Source organism: Brevundimonas sp. (assembly GCF_027484365.1).
Taxonomy (GTDB): domain Bacteria; phylum Pseudomonadota; class Alphaproteobacteria; order Caulobacterales; family Caulobacteraceae; genus Brevundimonas.
On sequence record NZ_JAIXTC010000006.1, the window covers coordinates 35,117 to 56,432 of the forward strand.

At 69.4% G+C, this 21,316-nt stretch carries 22 protein-coding genes; 10 read left to right on the forward strand and 12 right to left on the reverse strand.

The features are described 5' to 3' along the window. Positions 1 to 12: 12 nt before the first annotated feature. The 8 genes from Q0044_RS01660 to Q0044_RS01695 all read right to left on the reverse strand — a co-directional run bounded on the left by Q0044_RS01660 (position 13) and on the right by Q0044_RS01695 (position 8,266). Positions 13 to 1,572 carry a response regulator gene (locus Q0044_RS01660; RefSeq protein WP_298158679.1) on the reverse strand — a complete coding sequence of 520 codons (1,560 nt, stop codon included), beginning with the start codon at positions 1,570 to 1,572 and terminating at the stop codon, positions 13 to 15. A gap of 59 nt (positions 1,573 to 1,631) precedes the next feature. Beyond that, a complete protein-coding gene (locus Q0044_RS01665; RefSeq protein ID WP_298158681.1) occupies positions 1,632 to 3,209 on the reverse strand; it encodes a YifB family Mg chelatase-like AAA ATPase in 1,578 nt (525 codons plus the stop codon). Positions 3,210 to 3,268: 59 nt separating this feature from the next. Further along, positions 3,269 to 4,219: a glutathione synthase gene (gshB, locus tag Q0044_RS01670; protein WP_298158684.1), complete on the reverse strand. Its 951-nt coding sequence runs from the start codon at positions 4,217 to 4,219 to the stop codon at positions 3,269 to 3,271. A 110-nt stretch (positions 4,220 to 4,329) separates the two neighbouring features. Further along, positions 4,330 to 5,145 carry a SirB1 family protein gene (locus Q0044_RS01675; RefSeq protein WP_298158686.1) on the reverse strand — a complete coding sequence of 272 codons (816 nt, stop codon included), beginning with the start codon at positions 5,143 to 5,145 and terminating at the stop codon, positions 4,330 to 4,332. A gap of 41 nt (positions 5,146 to 5,186) precedes the next feature. After that, positions 5,187 to 5,603, reverse strand: coding sequence for a YraN family protein (locus Q0044_RS01680; RefSeq protein ID WP_298158688.1), 417 nt, complete (start codon positions 5,601 to 5,603; stop codon positions 5,187 to 5,189). Then, positions 5,600 to 6,475, reverse strand: coding sequence for a 16S rRNA (cytidine(1402)-2'-O)-methyltransferase (rsmI, locus tag Q0044_RS01685; protein WP_298158690.1), 876 nt, complete (start codon positions 6,473 to 6,475; stop codon positions 5,600 to 5,602). Before rsmI ends, Q0044_RS01680 begins: the two co-directional genes overlap by 4 nt. Positions 6,476 to 6,501: 26 nt before the next feature. Then, positions 6,502 to 7,671 carry a radical SAM family heme chaperone HemW gene (gene hemW / locus Q0044_RS01690; RefSeq protein WP_298158692.1) on the reverse strand — a complete coding sequence of 390 codons (1,170 nt, stop codon included), beginning with the start codon at positions 7,669 to 7,671 and terminating at the stop codon, positions 6,502 to 6,504. Beyond that, positions 7,664 to 8,266, reverse strand: coding sequence for a non-canonical purine NTP pyrophosphatase (locus Q0044_RS01695; RefSeq protein ID WP_298158694.1), 603 nt, complete (start codon positions 8,264 to 8,266; stop codon positions 7,664 to 7,666). Before Q0044_RS01695 ends, hemW begins: the two co-directional genes overlap by 8 nt. Before the next feature lie 682 nt (positions 8,267 to 8,948). Here Q0044_RS01695 and Q0044_RS01700 point away from each other — a divergent pair. From Q0044_RS01700 to Q0044_RS01715, 4 genes are read left to right on the forward strand one after another with little or no spacing between them, the layout of a single operon-like run. After that, positions 8,949 to 9,482 carry a DUF2975 domain-containing protein gene (locus Q0044_RS01700; RefSeq protein ID WP_524536145.1) on the forward strand — a complete coding sequence of 178 codons (534 nt, stop codon included), beginning with the start codon at positions 8,949 to 8,951 and terminating at the stop codon, positions 9,480 to 9,482. Then, on the forward strand, positions 9,483 to 9,722 hold the full coding sequence (locus Q0044_RS01705) for a helix-turn-helix domain-containing protein (RefSeq protein ID WP_298158700.1): 240 nt from the start codon (positions 9,483 to 9,485) through the stop codon (positions 9,720 to 9,722). 4 nt (positions 9,723 to 9,726) lie between these two features. Continuing rightward, positions 9,727 to 10,311 (forward strand): Smr/MutS family protein, encoded by a 585-nt coding sequence (locus Q0044_RS01710; RefSeq protein WP_298158701.1) that lies wholly within the window; start codon positions 9,727 to 9,729, stop codon positions 10,309 to 10,311. A gap of 21 nt (positions 10,312 to 10,332) precedes the next feature. Further along, positions 10,333 to 10,803 (forward strand): hypothetical protein, encoded by a 471-nt coding sequence (locus tag Q0044_RS01715; protein WP_298158703.1) that lies wholly within the window; start codon positions 10,333 to 10,335, stop codon positions 10,801 to 10,803. A gap of 178 nt (positions 10,804 to 10,981) precedes the next feature. On the opposite strand, the gene Q0044_RS01720 is transcribed toward Q0044_RS01715, so the two are convergent. Then, positions 10,982 to 11,992, reverse strand: coding sequence for an adenosine kinase (locus Q0044_RS01720; RefSeq protein WP_298158706.1), 1,011 nt, complete (start codon positions 11,990 to 11,992; stop codon positions 10,982 to 10,984). A 113-nt stretch (positions 11,993 to 12,105) separates the two neighbouring features. On the opposite strand from Q0044_RS01720, the gene Q0044_RS01725 reads away from it, so the two are divergent. Then, positions 12,106 to 12,810, forward strand: a complete 705-nt coding sequence (locus tag Q0044_RS01725) for a DUF3108 domain-containing protein (RefSeq protein ID WP_298158709.1) — start codon at positions 12,106 to 12,108, stop codon at positions 12,808 to 12,810. Beyond that, positions 12,783 to 13,685: an ATP-grasp domain-containing protein gene (locus Q0044_RS01730; RefSeq protein ID WP_298158711.1), complete on the forward strand. Its 903-nt coding sequence runs from the start codon at positions 12,783 to 12,785 to the stop codon at positions 13,683 to 13,685. The genes Q0044_RS01725 and Q0044_RS01730 overlap by 28 nt, the downstream gene beginning before the upstream one ends. Here Q0044_RS01730 and Q0044_RS01735 read toward each other — a convergent pair. The 3 genes from Q0044_RS01735 to Q0044_RS01745 form a co-directional block, all read right to left on the reverse strand. Beyond that, a complete protein-coding gene (locus Q0044_RS01735) occupies positions 13,657 to 14,997 on the reverse strand; it encodes an APC family permease (protein ID WP_298158714.1) in 1,341 nt (446 codons plus the stop codon). The two genes, Q0044_RS01730 and Q0044_RS01735, sit on opposite strands and share 29 nt — an antisense overlap. A 63-nt stretch (positions 14,998 to 15,060) precedes the next feature. Further along, positions 15,061 to 15,735 carry an endonuclease III gene (gene nth, locus Q0044_RS01740; RefSeq protein WP_298158755.1) on the reverse strand — a complete coding sequence of 225 codons (675 nt, stop codon included), beginning with the start codon at positions 15,733 to 15,735 and terminating at the stop codon, positions 15,061 to 15,063. A gap of 62 nt (positions 15,736 to 15,797) precedes the next feature. Further along, the gene (locus Q0044_RS01745; protein WP_298158717.1) at positions 15,798 to 17,048 is read right to left on the reverse strand and encodes a flavin monoamine oxidase family protein; all 1,251 of its coding nucleotides are present in this window, start codon (positions 17,046 to 17,048) and stop codon (positions 15,798 to 15,800) included. A 165-nt stretch (positions 17,049 to 17,213) separates the two neighbouring features. Between Q0044_RS01745 and Q0044_RS01750 the strand changes: the two genes are divergently transcribed. From Q0044_RS01750 to Q0044_RS01765, 4 genes are read left to right on the forward strand one after another with little or no spacing between them, the layout of a single operon-like run. Continuing rightward, a complete protein-coding gene (locus tag Q0044_RS01750; protein WP_298158720.1) occupies positions 17,214 to 18,326 on the forward strand; it encodes an HlyD family secretion protein in 1,113 nt (370 codons plus the stop codon). Then, positions 18,323 to 19,912, forward strand: a complete 1,590-nt coding sequence (locus tag Q0044_RS01755; protein WP_298158723.1) for a DHA2 family efflux MFS transporter permease subunit — start codon at positions 18,323 to 18,325, stop codon at positions 19,910 to 19,912. Before Q0044_RS01750 ends, Q0044_RS01755 begins: the two co-directional genes overlap by 4 nt. After that, on the forward strand, positions 19,912 to 20,505 hold the full coding sequence (locus Q0044_RS01760) for a TetR/AcrR family transcriptional regulator (RefSeq protein WP_298158726.1): 594 nt from the start codon (positions 19,912 to 19,914) through the stop codon (positions 20,503 to 20,505). Before Q0044_RS01755 ends, Q0044_RS01760 begins: the two co-directional genes overlap by 1 nt. A 46-nt stretch (positions 20,506 to 20,551) precedes the next feature. Then, positions 20,552 to 21,304, forward strand: a complete 753-nt coding sequence (locus Q0044_RS01765) for a creatininase family protein (RefSeq protein ID WP_298158729.1) — start codon at positions 20,552 to 20,554, stop codon at positions 21,302 to 21,304. Positions 21,305 to 21,316: the final 12 nt, after the last annotated feature.

Consider the following 21,316-nt stretch of genomic DNA (forward strand, 5'->3'; position numbering starts at 1 on the left):
CGCCGGTTCGCCCTATGCGACGGCGACCTTGGCGCGGAAGTCGCCGTTCGTCCAGCGGGCGAGAGCGGCGCGCAGGGCCTCGGGCTCCAGGGGCTTGACCAGATGGTCGTTCATGCCGGCCTCGAGGCAGCTCTGGCGGTCCTCGGCGAAGGCGTTGGCGGTCAGGGCCACGATCGGGGTGCGGTCGCCGCCCGCGCGGACGGCGCGGGTCGCGGTCAGGCCGTCCATGCCGGGCATGCGCATGTCCATGAAGACGAGGTCGTAGCGGGCCCGCTTCATCGCGGCGATGGCTTCGTCGCCGGTGGCGGCGGTCTCGACCACGCAGCCCTCGCGGCGCAGCAGGGTCTTGGCCAGAAGGGCGCCGACCGGATTGTCCTCGACCAGCAGGATCCGGGTTCCGGCGAATCGGACGGGCAGGACCCTGTCGTCCTCAGGCGGCAGGCTGCGAGGCGCGCCCTGGACCTCGCCGACGGTCGCGGCGGCCAGCACCCGTTCGACCAGGGAGGCGCGCCGGAGCGGCTTGATCAGATAGCCATGGAAGCCGGCCAACTTGTAGCGGGCGATCAGATCGCGCTCGGACGGCTTCAGCAGGACGATGCTGCGTCCCCCTTCGGGCAGGGGGGCCAGGGGCAGTCCGGCGACGCTGGCGACGGCATGATCGACCAGGGTGACGCAGGCAAGGCCGCCGACGGGCCACAGGGAGCCGCCGGACGCGGTGATCTGGGCTTCGGCCGCATCGCGGACGAAGGGATCGGGGCTGCGCACAGCGAAGGCCCGATCAATCAGGGGACGGGCCCTCGGCTCGGCGTCCGGCGTCGCCTCGAAGGCGGCCTCAAAGACGAAGCGGGAGCCGCGCGCCCCCTTCGGGCCGGGGCGGTCCTCCACCCGGACGGTCCCGTTCATGGCCGCCGCCAGTTTCTGGACCACGGCGAGGCCGAGCCCCGCGCCGCCGTAGCGGGTGGCGTCGGAGGCGTCGGCGTGACCGAATTCCTCGAAGATGCGGGCGCGCGCCTCGACCGGGACGCCGGGGCCGGTGTCGTCGATGACGAAGGCCAGCAGCGGGCGTTCGTCGGGGCCGCCGACACGGTCGACGGCGATGCGGACCCCCCCCGCCTCGGTGAATTTCACGGCGTTGCCGGCGAGGTTGAACAGAACCTGGCGCAGCCGACCCTCGTCGGCGAGGATGTCGGGGGCGTCGGCCGAGACCGACCAGACGATCTCCAGCCCCTTGTCATGGGCGCGCGGGCTCAGCAGTTCCGCGACGCCGCGCACCAGGCCCTCGAGCTCGACCGGGGCCGGATCGATCTCAAGCTTGCCGGCTTCCAGCCGGGCGTAGTCGAGCAGGTCGTTGACCAGGCCCAGCAGATGTTCGGCGGATTCGCGCGCGGCCTCGGCATAGGACCGCTGGGCACCGTCCAGACGCGTCCGGGTCAGCAGGCCGAGCATGCCGATGACGCCGTTCAGCGGCGTGCGCATCTCGTGGCTCATCAGGCGCAGGAAGGGATCGGCGCCGCCGGCGCGCTCGGCCGGTCCGGTCTCGCTCTCGCCCGTCGTCGTCGTCCGTCGCGTCATGCCCGCCGTCGCCCTGGTCCAGGATCACGAGCGATTCTGCCGGATCAGGTGTTAACCCTTTACCACGCAGGCAGGCCGGCCCGTTTTTCCTGCTGACGTTCGAACTGTTCCTGGGCGCCGACGGTGGTGCGGCGATAGATCAGGGCCTCGGCGATATGGCGGCGCAGGACCCCGGTCGACCCCTCCAGATCGGCGATGGTGCGGGCCAGACGGAGCGTCCGTGTCCAGCCGCGCGCGGTCAAACCGCCCGCCTCCCCGGCCCGCATCAACAGCGCCCGCCCCGCCTCGTCCGGGGTCGCGAACCGCTCCAGAACGTCGCCGGACGCGCGGGCGTTGAGGGCCTGCAGCGGATCCAGCCCCGCCTCCCGCACCCGCTCCTCCTGCATGGCCCGGGCGACGGCGATGCGGGCGGCGGCCTCGGCCGTGCCCTCGGCGGGACTGGGCAGGGCCATGTCGGCGGCGGTCACGGGCGGGGTCTCCACCGTCAGGTCTATTCGGTCGAACATCGGACCGGAGATGCGGTTCTGATAGTCGCGCTGACATCGGGGCGCCTTGCCGCAGGCCCCCTTGCCCGCCCCGCCGAGGCCGCAGCGACAGGGATTCATGGCCGCGACCAGCTGGAACCGGGCCGGATAGCGGACGTGGGCGTTGGCCCGCGCGACCACGATCTCGCCCGTCTCCAGCGGTGCCCGCAGACTGTCCAGCGCCTGGGCGGAGTACTCCGGCAGTTCGTCGAGGAAGAGGACGCCGTTGTGGGCCAGGGAGGCCTCGCCCGGTTTGGCGCGCAGGCCCCCGCCGGTCAGGGCGGCCATGGAGGCGGAATGGTGGGGCGACCGGAAGGGCCGATCCCGGGTCAGGGCCCCGCGCTCGATCAGGCCCGCCACCGACCAGACCATCGACGTTTCCAGCAGTTCCTGGGGCGTCAGCGGGGGCAGCAGGCCCGGCAGCCGCTGGGCCATCATCGACTTGCCCGAGCCCGGCGGGCCGACGAACAGGATGTTGTGGCCCCCGGCGGCGGCCACCTCCAGCGCCCGTTTGGCGCTCTCCTGTCCCTTGACGTCGCGCAGGTCGGCGGCGCTCGTCCCCGTCCTGACCGGCCCCGGATCGGGTGCCCGCAGGACGGTCGTGCCCTTGAAATGGTTGATCAGGCCGATCAGCGACCGGGGGGCCAGGATGCGGACGTCGCCGGCCCAGGCCGCCTCGGGCCCGTTGGCCTCAGGGCAGATCAGCCCCAGCCCCATCGAGGCGGCGGCCACGGCGGCGGGCAGGGTGCCGCCCACCGGCTGGATCCGCCCGTCCAGCCCCAGCTCGCCCAGCGCCGCCCAGCCCTCCAGCGCATCCGGCTGGATCACCCCGAGCGAGGCCAGAAGGGCCAGGGCTATGGGCAGGTCGAAGTGACTGCCCTCCTTGGGCAGGTCGGCAGGGGCCAGATTGGCGATGATCCGCTTGGCCGGCAGGGCCAGACCGATGCCCGCGAACGCGCCCCGCACCCGCTCGCGGCTCTCGGCCACCGCCTTGTCCGGCAGTCCGACGATCGAGAAGATGGTCGGGCCGTCGGTACCGACCAGCTGCACCTCGACGCTGACGCGCCGCGCCTCGACCCCCTCGAACGCCACCGTCGCGATACTGGCCAGCATGATCCGCCTCCCGTCGAACGGGAACGAACCATGAACTTATTCAGATTGCAAGCCTGCCGTCATGCACCCGGAACGTGTTTCGCCTCAATCACGTCCCACAGGATCGCCGCCGCGTCGATGCCGGTGAACTCTTTCAGCTGCACCGCCCCGGTCGGGGAGGTGACGTTGATCTCGGTCAGATAGTCGCCGATCACGTCGATGCCGACGAACAGCAGGCCCCGCGCCTTCAGCTCCGGCCCGATGATGGCGCAGATCTCCAGATCGCGAGCGGTCAGTTCGACCGGTGCCGCCGTGCCGCCGACCCGCAGGTTCGACCGCACCTGACCTTCGGCCGGGACACGGTTGATGGCGCCCACGGGCTCGCCGTCGATCAGGATGATCCGCTTGTCGCCCTTCGAGACCGCCGGGATGAATTTCTGGATCACGAGAGGGTCACGGGATCCGGACATGTGGATCTCGATCAGGGCTTCCAGGTTCGGGTCGCCGGCCTTCAGGCGGACGACGCCGGAGCCGGCCGCGCCGTGCAGGGGCTTCAGCACAACGTCTCCGTGGCGTTCGTGGAAGTCGACGAGGGCGACCGGATCGGACGAGATCAGGGTCGGCGGCTGGACGCCCTCGAACCGGGTGGCGAACAGTTTCTCGGGCGCGGAGCGGACCTCGGCGGGGTCGTTGACCACCAGGGTCTGTGGATGGACCGTCTCCAGCAGATAGGTCGCCGTGACATAGGCCATGTCGAAGGGGGGATCCTGACGCATCAGGATGACGTCGACATCCTTGCCGAGATCGAGCCGGACCTCCTCCCCGATGGTGACGTGGTCGCCGTGAACATGACGGATCACCACCGGCCGGGCGCGGCAGGTCAGGGAGCCGTCCTCCAGCGCCAGGGTGCGGAAGTCATAGACCCAGAGCGGATGGCCGCGCTGCTGCGCCTCCATGGCCAGGAAGAAGGTCGTGTCCGAGGCGATGTTGACCGCCTCGATGGGGTCCATCTGGATGGCGACTCTGAGCATGGAAGGACTTCCCTGGTGCGCTATCGCTCGCCGCACGGCGGCTCGCTGCTTGAGCGCGTTCGCGCCCTGGCCTCAAGTAGTGCGAAGCGCGGCGGTTCCAAGCAGAAACTTCAGTTCAGCCGCATCCTGAGCCGGTCCGACGCCGTCTGGTGCATCCGGTCGTCCTGGCCGGCGACGGCCCGGGCGCGACCCAGGGCCTCCAGCGCGCCGGTCAGGGCGCCCTGTTTCTCGCGCGCCGAGGCGACGTCCAGCCAGGGCCGGTGATCTTCGGGGTCCAGCAGGGCGCGGCGCACGGCCGAGCGTTCGGCGCTGAGATAATCCTCGGCCTTGATCGCGCGGCTGAACAGGACGTTCTGCAGCCGGATCAGGCACTCCCGGTCGCTGACAGGAGCCATCAGCACGTCCAGCCGGTCGGCGACGTGCGGCGTCAGGCCGGCGCGCAGGGCCCGGCGCGTCAGTTCCGACGGCATGACCACCCGGCCGTGGCTGAAGGGGTCCAGGGCCACCGGACCGGCCGGGGTCTCGACCCGCAGCAGGAAATGGTTGGGGAAGTCGACGCCCCGGGCCTTCACCCCCACGCGTCGGGCGGCGTCGAGATAGAAGACCGCCAGGGCCGCCGACAGTCCGCGCCGCCGCTCGGCGACGTCCAGGACGTCGGTATTGGCCGGATCGTCGTAGTGCAGCAGGTCGCCGTTCAGCCGCAGATCGGCCGCCATGGTCTCGGCCAGGGCGTCGTCGGGACTCTCGCCGCCGATGCGCTCGGCCAGCCGTTGGGCGGCGGCGTCCGACAGGACCCGGGCGGGCGACGGATTGCGGAAGGGAGAATCATGCAGGGCGCAGGCGATCGCCGCGTCCAGCAGCGGGAAGCCGTCGTCATCGGCCCGACCGGCCTCTTCCAGCGCGATTTCCGCCTCCTCACGCGTCACGGCCCGTCCCCCGACGACCTGCTCTCACCCCCCGGTGAAAACTAGAGATTGCGACGATGGCGCGGAACTCGCCCGGGGGCCAGCGCTACAGTATCGATTCGGAGCCGAAGACCGGCCAGACCGGGTCTTTGGCGCAACAGTGCGGCCCCGGCCGCCCGCAGTCGTTCCAGTTGCTGGCTCTCAACAGCATTGAGCGCGGCCTCGATCGTGGCGCGGCGCTTGACCTCGACGACCACGACCGTCCGGCCCTGTCGTGCGAGAATGTCGATCTCGACGCCCCGGGTCTTCAACCGGAAGCCGAGAACCTGATAGCCCTTCAACATCAGGAAGGCGGCGGCGATCCATTCGGCGCCGTGCCCCTCGCGAAACGCCCGTCTGCCGAGGGCCTGACGCCAGGCCGCCCTGGGCTTCTGCGGAAGCACGGCGCGGACCCTTTCAGGCTTCGGCGGCGGCTTCATCCCCTGCCCTGAAGCTCCAGGGCGCGGCGGTAGAGGGTCTTTCGCGGCAGATCGAGGGCGCGCGAGACCTCCGACGCCGCCTCGCCGGGCGCCAGACGGGCGAGGGCCTCGATCAGGGCCGCATCGGCGTCGGCGGCGCTGGCGGTCTCGACCTCGCCGGGGCCGATGACGATGACGATCTCGCCCTTCGGCGCGTCGCAGCGCGGATCGACGGCGAGTTCGGTCAGGGTCCCCCGGATCGCCTCTTCATAGAGTTTGGTCAGTTCGCGGGTCACGGCGGCGGGGCGCGGCCCCAGGACCTCCGCCATGTCGGCGAGACTGGCGGCGAGGCGCGGGCCGCTCTCGAAGAAGACGAGGGTCTGGCGCGCGGCCCGGACCTCGGCCAGGGCCGTCTTCCGCGCGGCGGACTTGGGCGGGAGGAAGCCGGCGAACAAGAAGCGATCCGACGGCTGGCCGGCGATGCAGAGGGCCGCCAGCAGGCTGGAGGCGCCGGGGATCGGATGCACGGGCAGGCCCGCGGCGATGAAGGCGCGGGCGACGACGAAGCCGGGATCCGAGATCACCGGCGTCCCCGCGTCGGAGACCAGGGCCACGACCTGACCCTCCCTCACCCGCTCGATGGCGATCTCGGCGGCCCGGGCCGAGGCATGGTCGTCGCAGCGTTCCAGCTTGGCCTTCAGCCCGTAGGCGCCCAGCAGCTTGGCCGTCACCCTTGTGTCCTCGGCGAGAACCAGATCGGCGGCCGCGAGGACGTCGAGCGCGCGCAAGGTCATGTCGCGCAGATTCCCGATCGGGGTCGCCACCAGATAGAGGCCCGGAGACACCGGCCGGGGCGGCGGGGCGGTCGGAGGAAAGGGGCCGGGTTCGCTCATCGTCCCTCCGTGCCACAGACCGGGGCTCAGGTCAGCAGAGCCTTGAGCACGGCATCGAGCACGGGCCGCCCCCTCGGGGTCGCCGCGACCCGGTCATCGGCGATCACGAGGAAGCCGTCCTCGACCAGAACATCCACCCGTGCGGTCAGATCCAGGGCGTCCAGATCGGCCAGGGCGACACCCTCGAGCGTGCGCAGGCCCAGCAAGAGCCGCTCCTCGGACGCCCCGCGGGGATCCAGCCCGTCCTGCTCGCTCCACGGCGTTCCGGCGGCGACGCCCTCGACATAGTCGGCGATGCGGCGCCGGGCGACGGTGGCGGTGCGGACCCCGTCCAGCGTCAGGCGGCCGTGGGCGCCGGGACCGACCCCGACATAGTCCCCGCCGCGCCAGACATGCAGGTTGTGGGCGGAGCGCGCATCCATGTCCCGGGCGTGGTTGGAGACCTCATAGGCCTCGAACCCGGCGGCGCCGAGCACAGCCTGGGTCGCCTCATAGAGGTCGGCGGCGGTGTCCTCGTCGGGTGGGACCAGACTGCCCCGTTCGGTGGCACGGGCGAAGGCGGTGCCCTCGGCGATGGTCAGTTGATAGGGGGAGACATGCTCGAATCCCATCGACAGGGCTTCGGTCATGGCGGCGGTCCAGGCGGCGACCGTCTGGCCCGGCAGGGCGTAGATCAGGTCGATCGACAGCCGGTCGAACACTCCGGCCGCCACGGCGATAGCCCGGCGCGCCTCATCCGCGGAGTGATTGCGCCCCAGGAATGTCAGCTGAACGTCGTCCAGCGACTGGACCCCCAGCGACAGGCGGTTGATCCCGGCCTCCCTCAGGGCCGCAAAATGGGCGGCCTCGGCGTCGGTGGGGTTGGCCTCGAGCGTGATCTCGACGTCGCCGCCGCCGGGAAAGAGGGCCCGCGCCCGCGCGACCACCCGCGCCACATCCTCCGCCCGCATCAGCGACGGGGTGCCGCCGCCGAAGAAGATCGAGGCCAGGGGGCGATCGCCGATCAGGGCCGCCTGGGCCTCCAGATCGCACAGGATGGCCTCGACCAGCACCGCCTGTTCCTCGCGCCAGCCCCGGTCGCGTACGACGTTGAAGTCGCAATAGGGGCAGATGCGGGCGCAGTAGGGCCAGTGGACGTAAACCGCGATCGATCCGCTTTCGGGAGTCGGCGCAGCGGCGCCGGGGCTGTCAGTCAATCAGGGCCGCCTTCAGCAAGGCGAAGGCGCGCGTGCGGTGGCTCATGCTCTCCTTCAACCCCGGGTCCATCTCGCCGAAGGTCTGGTCGTAACCTTCCGGGATGAAGATCGGATCGTAGCCGAAGCCCCGGTCCCCGCGCGGCGGGAAGGTGACGACGCCGTCGACCCGGCCCTCGACCACCACGCAGGGTCCGTCGGGCCAGGCCACCGCCAGGGCCGAGGTGAACCAGGCGGACCGGTCGGTCGCCCCCAGTTCCTCAAGCCGCGTTTCGATCTTTCGCATCGCGGCGTGGAAGTCCCGCTCCGGACCGCCCCAGCGCGCGGAGAAGATGCCGGGCGCGCCGTCGAGGGCCGCGACCGACAGGCCGGAATCGTCGGCGAGGCTGACCTCGCCCGAGAACTGGGCCGCATGGCGCGCCTTCAGCATGGCGTTGCCGACAAAGCTTGCTTCAATCTCGGCCGGTTCGGGCAGATTCAACTCGGCGGCGGTGACCACCGTGTAATGTCCGTCCAGAAGCGCATCGATTTCACGCGCCTTGCCGGCGTTGTGAGTCGCGGCCACGAGCCGCATCCCCTTGATAAGCTTCAACTTCATCCGTGATCACGCCTGTGAAACATTTCATTGCCTAAGTTTAATATCGTTAAACGATATGTAACGTGACGAACCGAACCGCACGTCCTATCTATGATCTCAAGAACGGCGGCCACAACGTTCCCCGGAAATACCCAGATGGGCAAATCCGAACCCCGTGGCGCACAGAAGCGGGCATTAATGACCTGCCTCAGGATCGAAGGATAGAACGATGAACACGATGAACGCCTCGCTGATGATGGACAAGGTCGGCGCGCTGCTGATCAACGCCGCCCTGCTCGCCGCCCTGCCGACCGCCCTGGTCGCCATCCTGGTGCAGGCCTTCTAAGACGACGTCGCCGACGTTCGCCCTCAGGCCCGATCTTCGATCGGGCCGGAAGAAGAGGGGGGGGGGCGGTTGCTCACTTCTTGAGCGACCGCTGCAATGAACACCCTGCCTTCCGTCGCTCAAGTAGCGAGGCCCCGCGGGCCGAGCGGTAGCGACCCGAACAAAGAGGCTTTTGACGCCGTTGAAGAAGATCGCGATGTATAAGACCGCGTAGGGGTTCTCCCGAACCCCGCGCGGTCCTCGCGGCCAGAATTCCGGCCCAGATTCTTTCCCGAGCTGTCGATGTCCCTTAACCGGCCTGAGCTGCGCCTGCCGAAGATGCCCAGAGGCATCCGCGCGCCGTTCAGCATCCCGTTCCTGAGGACCCTCGGGCCCGGTTCCGTATCCAGCCTGCTGAAGATCGCCCTGGACGTGGCCTATGTGCTGCTGATGATCATCACCGCGGTGCTTCTCCTGGTCTTCCTGGCCTCGATCTTCATTCCGCTGGCCAATCTGAACATCACCGTCGCCAATGAGAGCGGCGGCCGCCAGCAGCCCCTGACCCGGCCTCTGCTGCTGTTCGGGGTGGGCGCCCTGACCGCCTATTTCGGCGGCTTCCTGCTGATCCTGCGAAATCTGCGGATGATCTTCCGCACCCTGACCGTGGGCGACCCTTTCCGGCCCGAGAATGTGCGCCGTCTGCGCCAGATCGGCCTGATCCTGGCCGTCGTCACCGGCGGCGTCTGGCTGGTCCAGGGACTGGTCGCCGCCCGCCTCGCGCCGGGCGTGATGGATTCCCAGGGCGTCGGCGAGCTGTTGACCCCGGTCTTCTCGGTCCTGGTCGTCTTCGTCCTGGCCGAGGTGTTCAAGGAAGGCGCCCGTCTGCGCCGCGAGTCAGAGCTGACGATCTAGATGGCCATTCGCGTACAGCTCGACAAAATGCTCGTGGAGCGGCGCATGTCGCTGACCGAGCTGGCGGATCGGGTCGGGGTGACCCTGGCCAATCTGTCGATCCTGAAGACCGGCAAGGCGCGGGCCGTGCGGTTCTCGACCCTCTATGCCCTGTGCCGGGAACTGGACTGCCAGCCCGGCGATCTGCTGGTCCATGAGCCTGGCCCGGCGGAGGCCGGGGTCGACGGCGAAGACGCCTGACGCCGTGGCGCGGCGCCCGCCTCCTGACCTGACGACCGAGGACCGCCGTATCTGGGCCCGCGTCTCCGGCTCCGTCACGCCGCCAAAGACGCGCAAGGCCGCCCGGGTCACCCCCGGCGCCCTCCTGCCCGACGAACCGCTGAAGCCCGAAACGATCAAGGCGCCCCGGCCGCCGGTCGTCGGCAAGCCGAAGACCTCGACGAAGATCCGGGCGGCTTCCGCAGGATCCGCCAGGACCACGCCCACGCCGGTGCCTGCGCCGCGCTCGGTTCCCGAGGAGCTGGAGCCCCGCCGTCAGCGCCGGCTGTCGCGCGAGCGCGATCCGATCGAGGCCTCGATCGACCTGCACGGCTTCGGCCGCTTTGAAGCCGAAGACCAGTTGCGCGCCTTCCTGACCCAGTCGCAGGCGCGTGGCCTGCGCGCCGTTCTGGTCGTCACCGGTCAGGGGCGGCGCGGCGGCGGGATCATCCGCGCCTCCATCCATGAGTGGCTGCAGGGCCATGCCCTGCGCGGCGTGGTCTCCGGCTTCGCCATGGCCCACCGCCGCCACGGCGGAGACGGCGCGATTTACGTCACATTGAAGCGCTAGCCCGAAGGCGGAGGGATCGACATGACCGCAAACCGCCTGTCCGTCTGGGTTTTCGCCGCCGTCCTGGCCGGCGTAGCGGCGCCGGCCCTGGCCTGTTCGCCCCTGGTGGACGCCTCACCGGAGGCCGCCGCCGAGCGTGTCAGAAATCGTCAGGCAGAGCTCTGGGACCGTTCCGACGTCGTCTTCCTGTCAGAAGCGAGCGCCTTTGAGCGCATCGAACTGGCGGGCGGCGACGGATTCAGCGCGACCCTCGTTCCGGCCCTGGCGCTCAAGGGCGAGTTGCCGCCCGAGCGGATCGCCATCCGCCACACGACCTTCACCAGCTGCGGCCCCATCCCCTTCCTCGACGCCCTGTCGGGCCGGGAGGGCGAGTGGTTCGTGACCTATGCGCGCGACCTGCCCGCAGGCCTTTCGATCGACGCCACCATTCCCGTCGCGAACCTGATCGACGACGAAGGCCTGCGCGCCTGGCGCAAGGCCGATCCAGGGTAACATCCAGCGCGACGATAAGGCCCTGTTCCGGCTCAGTTTTCGCGACGGCAGAGCCTCTATACCCATCACTGTCCGGCGCCGTGATAGAGTGCGGGCCGGTCTTTGACATCACAGTGCTGTCCGGGTCGCATCCGGACTCAACGGACTATCTGGACTCTGAATTCGGAGTCTGGACCCCCTAGGGGGTCAGGGTCAGGCCGTTTTCAGCGGCCAGGTCGGCCAGAATGACCATCGGGCGCGGCCCCCAGTGGGCGATGACTTCCGAGGCCGCCAGCGAGCCCAGCTTGCCGGACTGCTCCAGCGTCAGGCCGCGCGCGACGCCCAGCAGGAAGCCGGCGGCATACTGGTCGCCGGCGCCTGTGGTGTCGATGACCTTGTCGACCGGACAGGCGGCGACCGCGACGCGCTCGTCGCCCGAGAGGATGACCGAGCCGTGCTCGCCTCGCGTAATGGCGGCGACCTCGACCATTGAGGCCAGTTGCGCGGTGGCGGCGTCGAAGTCTTCGGTCTCGAACAGGGCGGCCAGTTCACCTTCGTTGGCCAGGACGATGTCGGCCGAAGCCTCGATGAAGGCCAGGAGTTCGGCGCGCCAGCGCGCGACGACGAAGGTGTCAGACAGGGTAATGGCGACCTTGCGGCCGGCCTTGTGGGCGGCGGCGGCGGCGGCCTCGAAGGCGGCGCGGGCCGGGGCCGGATCGAACAGATAGCCTTCCAGATAGACGATGGCGCTGGAGCCGATCAGGTCGGCGTCGATATCCTCGACCCCCAGCTGGTTCGCCGCACCGAGGAAGGTGCACATGGTGCGCTGGCCGTCCGGCGTGACGTTGATCAGGCAGCGGCCGGTGCCGGCGCCGCCTTCCAGAACCGGGGTGTCGAAGTGGACGCCCGAGGCGCGGATGTCGTGGCTGAAGACCTCGCCCAGGGTGTCCGGCGCGACCTTGCCGACATAGGCGGCGCGGCCGCCGAAGGAGCCGACGCCCGCGACCGTATTGCCCGCCGAGCCGCCCGAGGCCTCCACGCCCGCCGCCATGGCGTCATAGAGGGCCGCGCTCTGGGTCTCGTCGACCAGCTGCATCGAGCCGGGCGTCAGGGACTGGGCGATCAGGAAGGCGTCGTCGCACGGCGACAGGACGTCGACGATGGCGTTGCCGACGGCGCAGACGTCATAGGTGGCGGTGTTCTGGGTCATGGGCCGCCCCTTAGCGGGCCGGAACGCCGTGCGCCAGAGCCCGGTTACCGAAGCTTCACTTGCCGCAGGGCCGACGGTTCGCAAGATCGACGCCCATTCCACGGGAGATCGCCATGCTGCCCCTGCTTGCCGTTCTGGCGCTCCAGACCGCCGCCCCGGCCATCGTCCCCGACGGCGGCCGTCTCAGCGAAGAGCGGAAATGCTTCACCCTGGCGATGGCCCGCGACGGCGCCTCCCGCCCCATCGGCGTGACCTGGCAGACGGTGGAAAGGGACACGGTGAACGGGCAGGCCGTGCTGCGGGTCGTGGTGCATCAGTCGGTCAACGGCGGCGCCTTCGACATGCGCGACGAGTTTGTGCTGGAGGCGGCGAGCCTCCGCCCGATCTCCCTGGTCAATACGCGTCAGGGCCAGGTCCATGTGCGCCTCGCCTACGGACCGGACCGGATCACCGGCGAGAGGATCGAGAACGGCGTCTCCACCCCGATCGACGTGCCCCTGACCGGGCCGGTGTGGGAGGGCAACCTCTTCGGCCAGACCTTCGCCGCCCTGCCTCTGGCGGAAGGCGCCGAGTTCAGCCTGCCTTACTGGCAGTACGACAAGGGCTTCGGGACCTTTTCGGTACGCGTGACGGGGCGAGAGACCGTGCGAACACCTGACGGGCGGATCGAGGCCTGGGTCGTCGAGGCCGGACCGGACGAGCAACGGAGCCTGACCTATCTGATTTCGACTTCGGGCAATCGCGAATTGGGGTATCGGGCGGCGCAAGGATCGCAGGCCCTGAGCGGCGATTGTTCCTCGCTGGAGAACCCGTCCTGACCCCGATCGCCATCCTGACGCCGGCCGCCGACGATCCGGCCTACAAGAGCCACTGGCCCGTCGTGCTGGAGCGGTTGTCCGAGGCGCTGGCCATGGCCGATGTGACGGCCGTCCCGACAGCCTGGACCGACCATGTCGGGGACGCCTCAGGCCTGATCGACTATCCGCTGGTGCTCGGCGTCCTGACCTGGGGCTATTACGAGCGCCACGCCGACTGGCTGGCGGCGACGAAACTGTGGGGCGAGGCGGGCGTGAAGATCGCCAACCCGGTCTCGGTTCTCGGCTGGAACTCCGACAAGGCCTATCTCCGGCGTCTGGCAGCGGCCGGGATCGCCATTCCGCCCACCGCCTGGAGCGATCAGGTCAATCAGGCCGAGGTCGAGGCCGCCTTCGACCGGTTCGGAACCGACACCCTGGTGGTCAAGCCGACCGTCTCGGGCGGGGCCTGGAAGACGGTGAAGATTTCGCGCGGCGAAGCTCTGGTCGACGCCCCAGACGGCGCGGCCATGATCCAGCCCTTCCTGCCGGAGCTGGTGGCGGAGGGGGAACTGTCGCTGCTGTTCTTCGGCGGCCGGTTCAGCCACGCCGTGATCAAGACGGCGAAGGCCGGGGATTTCCGCATCCAGTCCCAGTACGGCGGGACCTATGCCCCTGTGGCCGAGCCGCCCGCCGACGCCGTCGCCCTGGCCGAACGGGTGCTGGCGGCGATCGCAGAGCCCCTGCTCTACGCCCGCATCGACATGGTCCAGTCTCCGGACGGATGGCGACTGATGGAGGCCGAACTGGTCGAGCCCGACTTCTATCTGTCGCAGTCGCCGGACGGCGGCCGCCTGTTCGCCGAGGCGGTCAGGTCGAGGCTGGCGTCCGGCGCGTAACGAACCAGGCGACGACGATCAGAACGGCCAGGGCCCCGAAGGCCTTGGCCGTCGTGACGGGATCCTCGACCACGAAGACCACGAACAGGGTGGCGTTGATGATCAGGGCGATGACCGCAGGCAGGGGATAGAGCGGCATCTTCCACGGCCGCGCCAGGTCCGGCTCGCGCACCCGCATGACGACGGCCGCCGCGTTCACCAGAACGCTCATCAGGGCCAGCAGGGCGGTGGAGAAGACCAGCAGGGTCTCATAGACGCCGATCGTCGCCAGCAGTCCCCCGGTCACGACCGTGGCGATCAGGGCCAGGCGCGGCGTGCCGTTGGCGGCCACCGCCGACAGGCCGGGCACCTGATACTCACGCGCCATGGCGAACAGGACGCGCGGGAAGACCATGACCATGGCGTTCAGGATCGTCACCAGCGAGATCAGGCTGACGGCCGTGACGACCGGCCCCGCCGCCGCGCCGAACACCCGTCCCGCCGCATCCGCCGCGACGAGGTTGGACCCGGCCATCTCCTCCGGGGTCAGGACGTTCAGATAGGCGAGATTGGCCAGCACATAGATGACCGTCACCACCGCGATGCCGGAGAAGGTGGCCTTGGCGATGCTGCGGCCGGGATCGACCACCTCCTCGCAGAAATAGGCGGCCCCGTTCCAGCCGTAGTAGGTGCCCGTGATGGCCCGGAGCGCCATAACGATGCCGGCGAAGGTCAGGGCGACCGCGGTCGCCGGCTCCACCACGGTCGCGACAGGCGCGCCGCGGGGCGCGAAGAACAGGCCTGCGATGAGGACGGCGAACAGGGCGGCCTTGATCGCGCTGCCGATCTCCTGCGACCGGCCCCCGACCCGGGTGCCCAGCCACTGGACACCGCCCACCGTGATGACGGCCACAAGGGCCAGCACGCCGATCGGCAAGGCGGTCAGGACGCCCAGACGATGCAGATATTCGCCGAAGACCACGGCGATGAAGGCGATCCCGCCCATGTTGCCCAGCCAGTCGCAGACCCCGACCGCCAGACCCGTCAGCGAGCCGAAGGCCCGACGCGCGAAGGCGTAGGGCCCGCCCGTCCGGCGGATCGAGGCGGCCAGCTCGACGGTCGACATGGAATCGATGAAGGCGACGAGGCCGCACAGGGCCCACAGGGCGATGATCCAGGCCGGGCTCTGAACGCCCGATGCCACCACGCCGGGCGTCCTCAATATGCCCTGGCCGATGACCCCGCCGACCACCACCGCGATCCCGAAGGTCACGCCGAGAACACGCAGCAGGTGGCCGCGGTCAGGATCGGGAAGGGTCGATTCGGTCGTCATGCGCAGGGTCTCCGACGGCCGCGCCGTCCTCCCTCCCGATAGACCATCCTTGCCGGGCGGCGCCTAGGCCACTGCCATCAACCCGCGCGATGGGCACAGGTCATTGATGATGCAGCCGGCGCAGTTCGGTTTTCGGGCCGTGCAGGTGTAGCGGCCGTGCAGGATCAGCCAGTGGTGGGCCTTGGACAGGAAGGCCCCGGGCACGACCTTGTGCAGTTGATCCTCGACCTTGTCGGCGGTCGCGGCATTGGCCAGGCCCAGCCGGTGCGAGACGCGGAAGACATGGGTGTCGACGGCGATAGCCGGTTCGATGCCCAGTTCGTTCAGGACCACGCTGGCGGTCTTGCGGCCCACGCCCGGAAGGGCCTGAAGATCCGTCCGGTTCAGGGGCACGACCCCGCCGTGCTGCTCCAGCACGATCCGGCTCAGGGCGATGACGTTCCTGGCCTTGTTCCGATAGAGGCCGATCGAGGCGATGAAGGGGACCAGCCCCTCCTCCCCGAGCGCCAGGATCGTCTCCGGCGTGTCTGCGACGGCGAACAGCCTGTCAGTGGCCTTGTTGACCGAGACGTCGGTCGCCTGGGCCGACAGGGCCACAGCGACGACCAGGGTGAAGGGGTCGGTGAAGTTCAGCTCGGTCTTCGGCTCCGGCATGACGCGGGCCAGCCGGGTGAAGATCTCCTCCACGCGATCCTCGTCCGGCGGAAAGGCGAAGATCGGGATCGGCGCGCCCGTCATGACGCTGCCCGGCTTGCGGGCGGGCACGGCCGGCTTGCCGGTTTTCCTGGTCACGGCCACCCTCAGCGCGCACCGGGGGCGGACAGTCGGGGGTCGATCCCCAGGGCCGTGATCGCCTCGACCGCCGCCCGCTCGCCCTCCATCCAGGCACCGTGGCAGGTGCCGTAGAAGCCCCGCGACGTCGCCTCGCCGGCGATGAAGATCCGGTCCTCGATCGGTCGCGCCAGACCCGCACGGGCCCCGGTCTCCCGATCACCCAGTCCCGGCAGAACGTGGGAATAGGCGCCCCTCGACCACGGCTCGGCGCCCCACATCGAGGTCGACAGAACTCGAAGCCGCCCCGGGAACCGCGATCCCAGCAGATGGGCCAGTTCCGAACAGGCGAAGTCGAAGAAGGCCGCCTCGCCCTGCGCCTCCAGCCCCCAGGCCAGGTCGCCGCCGAAATAGCCCTCGATGATCGGCCGTCCGAACGGCCGCAGATGATAGCCGCCGGTCTGGGCCGTATCGGTGCGGCCCCACAGTTGGCTGTCCGCAGGAAAGTCCTCTGCGCCCTCGACGGCCATATGCAATTTGGTCGCCAGTCCCAGGGGCGCGCCGGCCGCCGCCTCGACCAGGTCCGGCAGGGGCGGGTCGAACCGCACGGCCTCCGACGCCAGCACCGAGGTCGGCAGGGTCAGGATCGCGGACCGGGCCTCGATCACGCCGCGGGCCGTCTCGATCGTCAGCCGGGCACCCGACCGGTCGATCCGCTCGACCGGGCAGTTCAGGACCACCGGGACGTCCTCCCCGAGCGAGGCGATCAGGGTCCCGTAGCCCTCGGTCACCCGATAGTTGACGCCCGTGTCCTCGTAGGCGTCGTAGTCCAGGGTCGAGACCTCGGCGAATTTCGCCCCGTTCAAGGCGCCGGAGATGGCGTCCATCCGGGCGTTCCAGCGCTCGTCCGGGTCGAACAGATGAGCCGCCGGACGGTCGTCGCCCGCCTTGGCCGCCTCGGTGACCCGTTGGTCGAAGGCGGCCCAGGCTTCGCCGAACCTGGCCTGTTCCTCGGCCGTGATTCCGAGGTTGAAGGCCTGCTGGCGCCACGGCGGCGGGGTCTCGTCGATGGTGAAGCCGGCGTCGCGCCCGAGACGGCAGAGTACATTCTGATCCGCCGAATGCAGCCAGCCGCAGCCGAGGTCGATCGGCATCCCCTCGTGCGCCACCGTATGGGCCCGCCCGCCGATCCGGTCGCGGGCCTCCAGCACCACCAAGGCCACGCCCGCACGCGCCAGCCGACGCGCGGCCGATAGCCCTGCGGCGCCGGCGCCGATCACGGCCACATCGATGGAGGAGGGAAGGGAGATGAAGTCGCTCGGGGGACAGGGTGAACAGCGCGAAACATGACGTGTTCACGCCGCGTCGCAAGGGGATTGATTTCTGGACGATTGGGTCCATTTTACTGCCGTCCTCCCCGACGCCCATCCCAGAGACCAGCAAACATGGCCCTCGCACCCGCATTGAAGAAACGCCTCCCGCTGATCGTCGGAGGCGTCGTCGCCATCGGCCTGATCATCGGCGGTGGGGTCTGGTGGCAGAACAAGCAGCGGTGGGAGACCACCGACAACGCCTTCGTCCAGGCCGATGTGACCCTGGTCAGCCCCCAGATCGACGGCTATGTCGCCGAGGTTCTGGTCACCGACAACCAGCGGGTCCAGCCGGGACAAATTCTGGTCCGGCTCGACGATGCCGACGCCCGGGCCCGGCTGGCCGCCGCCGAGGCCAATCTGGCCGCCCTGCTCGCGGCCGTCGACAACGTCGATGCCCGTGCCGCCCAGGAAGAGGCGCTGATCGCGTCGCGCGCCGCCGCCGTGTCCCAGGCCCGCGCCCAGGCCAATCTGGCCCAGGCCCAGGTCAACCGCTACACGACCCTCCAGCGTCAGGGCTGGGTCTCGCAGCAGCGGATCGAGACTGAAACGGCCGGCGCCCAGACCGCCGCCGCCTCCGTCGCCCAGGCCCAGGCCGCCCTCGTCGCCGAACAGCGCACCGCCGGCGTGCTGGGCTCGACCCGCCAACAGAGCCTGGCCGCCGTCGACCAGGCGCGCGCCGCAGTCGAACAGGCCCGCACCAATCTGGACCGCACCGTCATCCGCGCCCCCTCCGCCGGGGTCGTCGGCGCCCGCGGCGTCCGTGCCGGCCAGTACGTCCGTCCGGGCGGCCAGCTGCTGTCGCTGGTGCCGCTGGGCGACACCTATGTCGTGGCCAACTTCAAGGAGACCCAGCTGGGTCGCCTGCGTCTGGGCCAGACCGTTCACATCGAGGCCGACGCCTTCCCCGGCATGGACCTGACCGGCCGCATCGACAGCTTCGCCCCGGCCACCGGTTCGGAGTTCGCCCTGATCCCGGTCGAGAACGCCACCGGCAACTTCACCAAGATCAGCCAGCGAATCCCTGTGCGCATCCTGGTCAACCGCGCCGACGGCGGGGCCGCCCTGCGGCCCGGCCTGTCCGTCGAGGTCAGGGTCGATCTCAAGAGCGAGGGCGGCGCCTCGTTCGCCGAGGCCGCCACGGGCCAGACCCGCCTCGCCGACGCCGGAACCGCGAGCGAACAATGACCGCCGCCGTCATCGGCGGCTCGGCTCCGACGGTGGCTGAGCCCAAGATCAACTGGACCGTCCTGATCCTCGGCTTCGCCGGGATGGTCATCGGCCAGTTCATGGCCATCCTGGACATCCAGATCGTCGCCGCCTCCCTGCCGCAGATCCAGTCCGGCATCGGCGCCTCGGCCGACGAGATCAGCTGGATCCAGACCGCCTATCTGATCCCAGAGGTCGTGATGATCCCGCTGTCGGGATATCTGTCGCGTCTGTGGGGCACACAGAAGGTCTTCCTGTTCAGCTGCGGCGGCTTCGTCCTGATGAGCATCGCCGTGGGTCTGTCGTCCTCGGTCGAGGTGATGATCTTCTTCCGGGCCATCCAGGGCTTTGTCGGCGGGGCCATGATCCCGACCGTCTTCGCCGTGGCCTTCACCGCCTTCCCGCCGTCGAAGCGGGTGACCGCCTCGGTCTTCATCGGCCTGATCGTCACCCTGGCCCCGACCGTGGGTCCGACCCTGGGCGGTCACCTGACCGAGATGCTCAGCTGGCGCTGGCTGTTCTTCATCAATGTGCCGTTCGGCCTGCTGTCCTTCTTCCTGGTCTGGCGCTACGCCAATTTCGACAAGGGGGACCCGTCGCTGTCCAAGGGCTTCGACTGGCTGGGTCTGGGCCTGATGGCCACCTTCCTCATGAGCATGCAGTTCGTGCTCGAGGAAGGATCGAAGAACGACTGGTTCGCGGACGATCAGATCCTGTTGCTGTCGGTGGTGGCCGGTCTCTGCGGTCCGGCCTTCGTCTGGCGCTCACTGGTCTACTACAACCCGGTCGTCGAGCTGCGGGCCTTCAACAATCGCAACTTCCTCGTCGGCGTGATCATGACCTTCACGGTCGGCGCGGCCCTGTTCGGAGGCACCTTCCTGCTGCCGCTCTTCCTGGCGCGGGTTCGGGACTATTCACCGGCCGAAGTCGGCACGACGATGGTGGTCTCGGGCCTCGCCATGTTCCTGACCGGACCGTTCGCCGGCCGGCTGGTGCGCGCCGTCGACCTGCGGCTCCTGATGTTCGGCGGCTTCATGCTGTGCGCCTGGGGCATGTGGGATGCCCACGCCGTCACCACGGAGTGGGGCTTCTGGGAGTTCGCCGGGGTCCAGGCCCTGCGCGGCGCAGGCGTCATGCTGGCCATGATCGCCGCCCAGCAGGTGACCATGTCGACCCTGCCGCCGCATATGGTCAAGAACGCCTCGGGCCTGGTGAACCTGTTCCGCAATGTCGGCGGAGCCTTCGGTCTGGCCATGCTGAACACCTCCCTGACCACCAACACCGCTCTGCACATGAGCGAGTTGACCCAGGCCATCCCGCAAACCAGCGTCCCGATGCAAGAGATGCTGGCCGGTATGGCCGCCATGATGTCGGGCTCGATCGATCCTGAAGGGGCGGCGCTGAAGGCGGTTTACGGCCTCCTTCAACGTCAGGCGATGACCCTCGCCTTCGGCGACGCCTTCGCCATCCTGGCCCTGGGCTGCGCGGCCTGCGCCTTCCTGACCCTGCTGGCCCGGCCGGTGAAGCCGGGCACGGGCGCGCCTCCGCCCGCGGATCTCCACTGATGCCCCGCGTTGTCGGTCAGATCGACGAGAAGAAGTCGGAGGCCATCCTCGAGGCCGCCATGGCCCTGTTTTCGGAAAAGGGCGCGGCCGCTTCGATGGAGCAGATCGCCCGCCGCGCGGGGGTCTCGAAACAGACCCTCTACAACCGCTATGCCTCCAAGGTGGAGATCGGCCGCGCCATGGCCGAGCGCCGCTCGGACGCCATCACGGCGCCCCTGCGAACCGGCGGCGAACCCGTCGATGTCCTGACCGCCCTGGCTCAGGCCATGCTCGAAAAGCTGTGCACAGCCGAGGGCCGTGCGGCCATGCGCGGGGTGGCCCTGATCTCGCCCCAGGCCCCGGACCTGGCCCAGGCCGTCTATCACGCCGGGCCGGGCGAGAGCCTGAGACGCCTGGGGCTGTGGCTGGCCGAGCAGGATGCCCGGGGCGCCCTGCGCGTGCCCGACACGACGACGGCGGCCGAGATGTTCACCGGGATGACCATGGGACACGGCTATCTGCGCGGCATCCTCGGCATCGATGAACCCGAAATCGACCATTCCCTCCGCGCCCGCGAGACGGCCGAGCGCTTCATCCGGGCTTTCGCGCCCTGACCGACCGGGCGTATGGACACGAAGTTTTCCCTTCGGAGTGCCTGAAATGCTGATCGCCTGTTCCTCCTGGCCCGAAATCGACGCGCGCCTGAAGACGACGAAAACCGTCATCGTGCCGATCGGCTCGAACGAACAGCACGGCCCGACGGGCCTTCTGGGCACCGACTGGATGTGCCCGGAGATCATCGCCCATGCGGCGGAGAAGACCGACGACAGTCTGGTCGTCGCCCCGACGTTCAACATCGGCATGGCCCAGCATCACCTGGCCTTCCCGGGGACGATCTCGCTCCGTCCCTCGACGTTCATGGCCGCCATCACCGACTGGGTGTCGTCGCTGAGCCGCCACGGCTTCGAGCGGATCTATTTCCTCAACGGCCACGGCGGCAATGTCGCCACCATCGAGGCGACCTTCTCGGAGCTCTATGCCGAATGGTCGTTCGTCGAGGAGAGCGCGCCCTTCGTGCTGAAGCTGCGAAACTGGTGGGACCTGCCGGGCATCAACAGCCTGTGCAACCAGATCTTCCCGACCGGCCACGGCATGCACGCGACCCCGTCCGAGATCGCGGTGACCCAGGCCGCCTACCCCGACCGGATCAAGACGGCGGAATACACACCGAAGATTGCGCCCAGCGGACCGATTCGCGACGCCCTCGACTACCGCGCCCGCTTCCCCGACGGCCGTATCGGCTCCGATCCGGCCCAGGCGTCGCCCGAGAAGGGTCAGCGAATCATCGACGCGGCCGTGCCCGCCCTGATCCGCGACGTGACGGCCTTCGCCGATGAAGTCTTGCCCGGCTGATCAAAGGAGCCC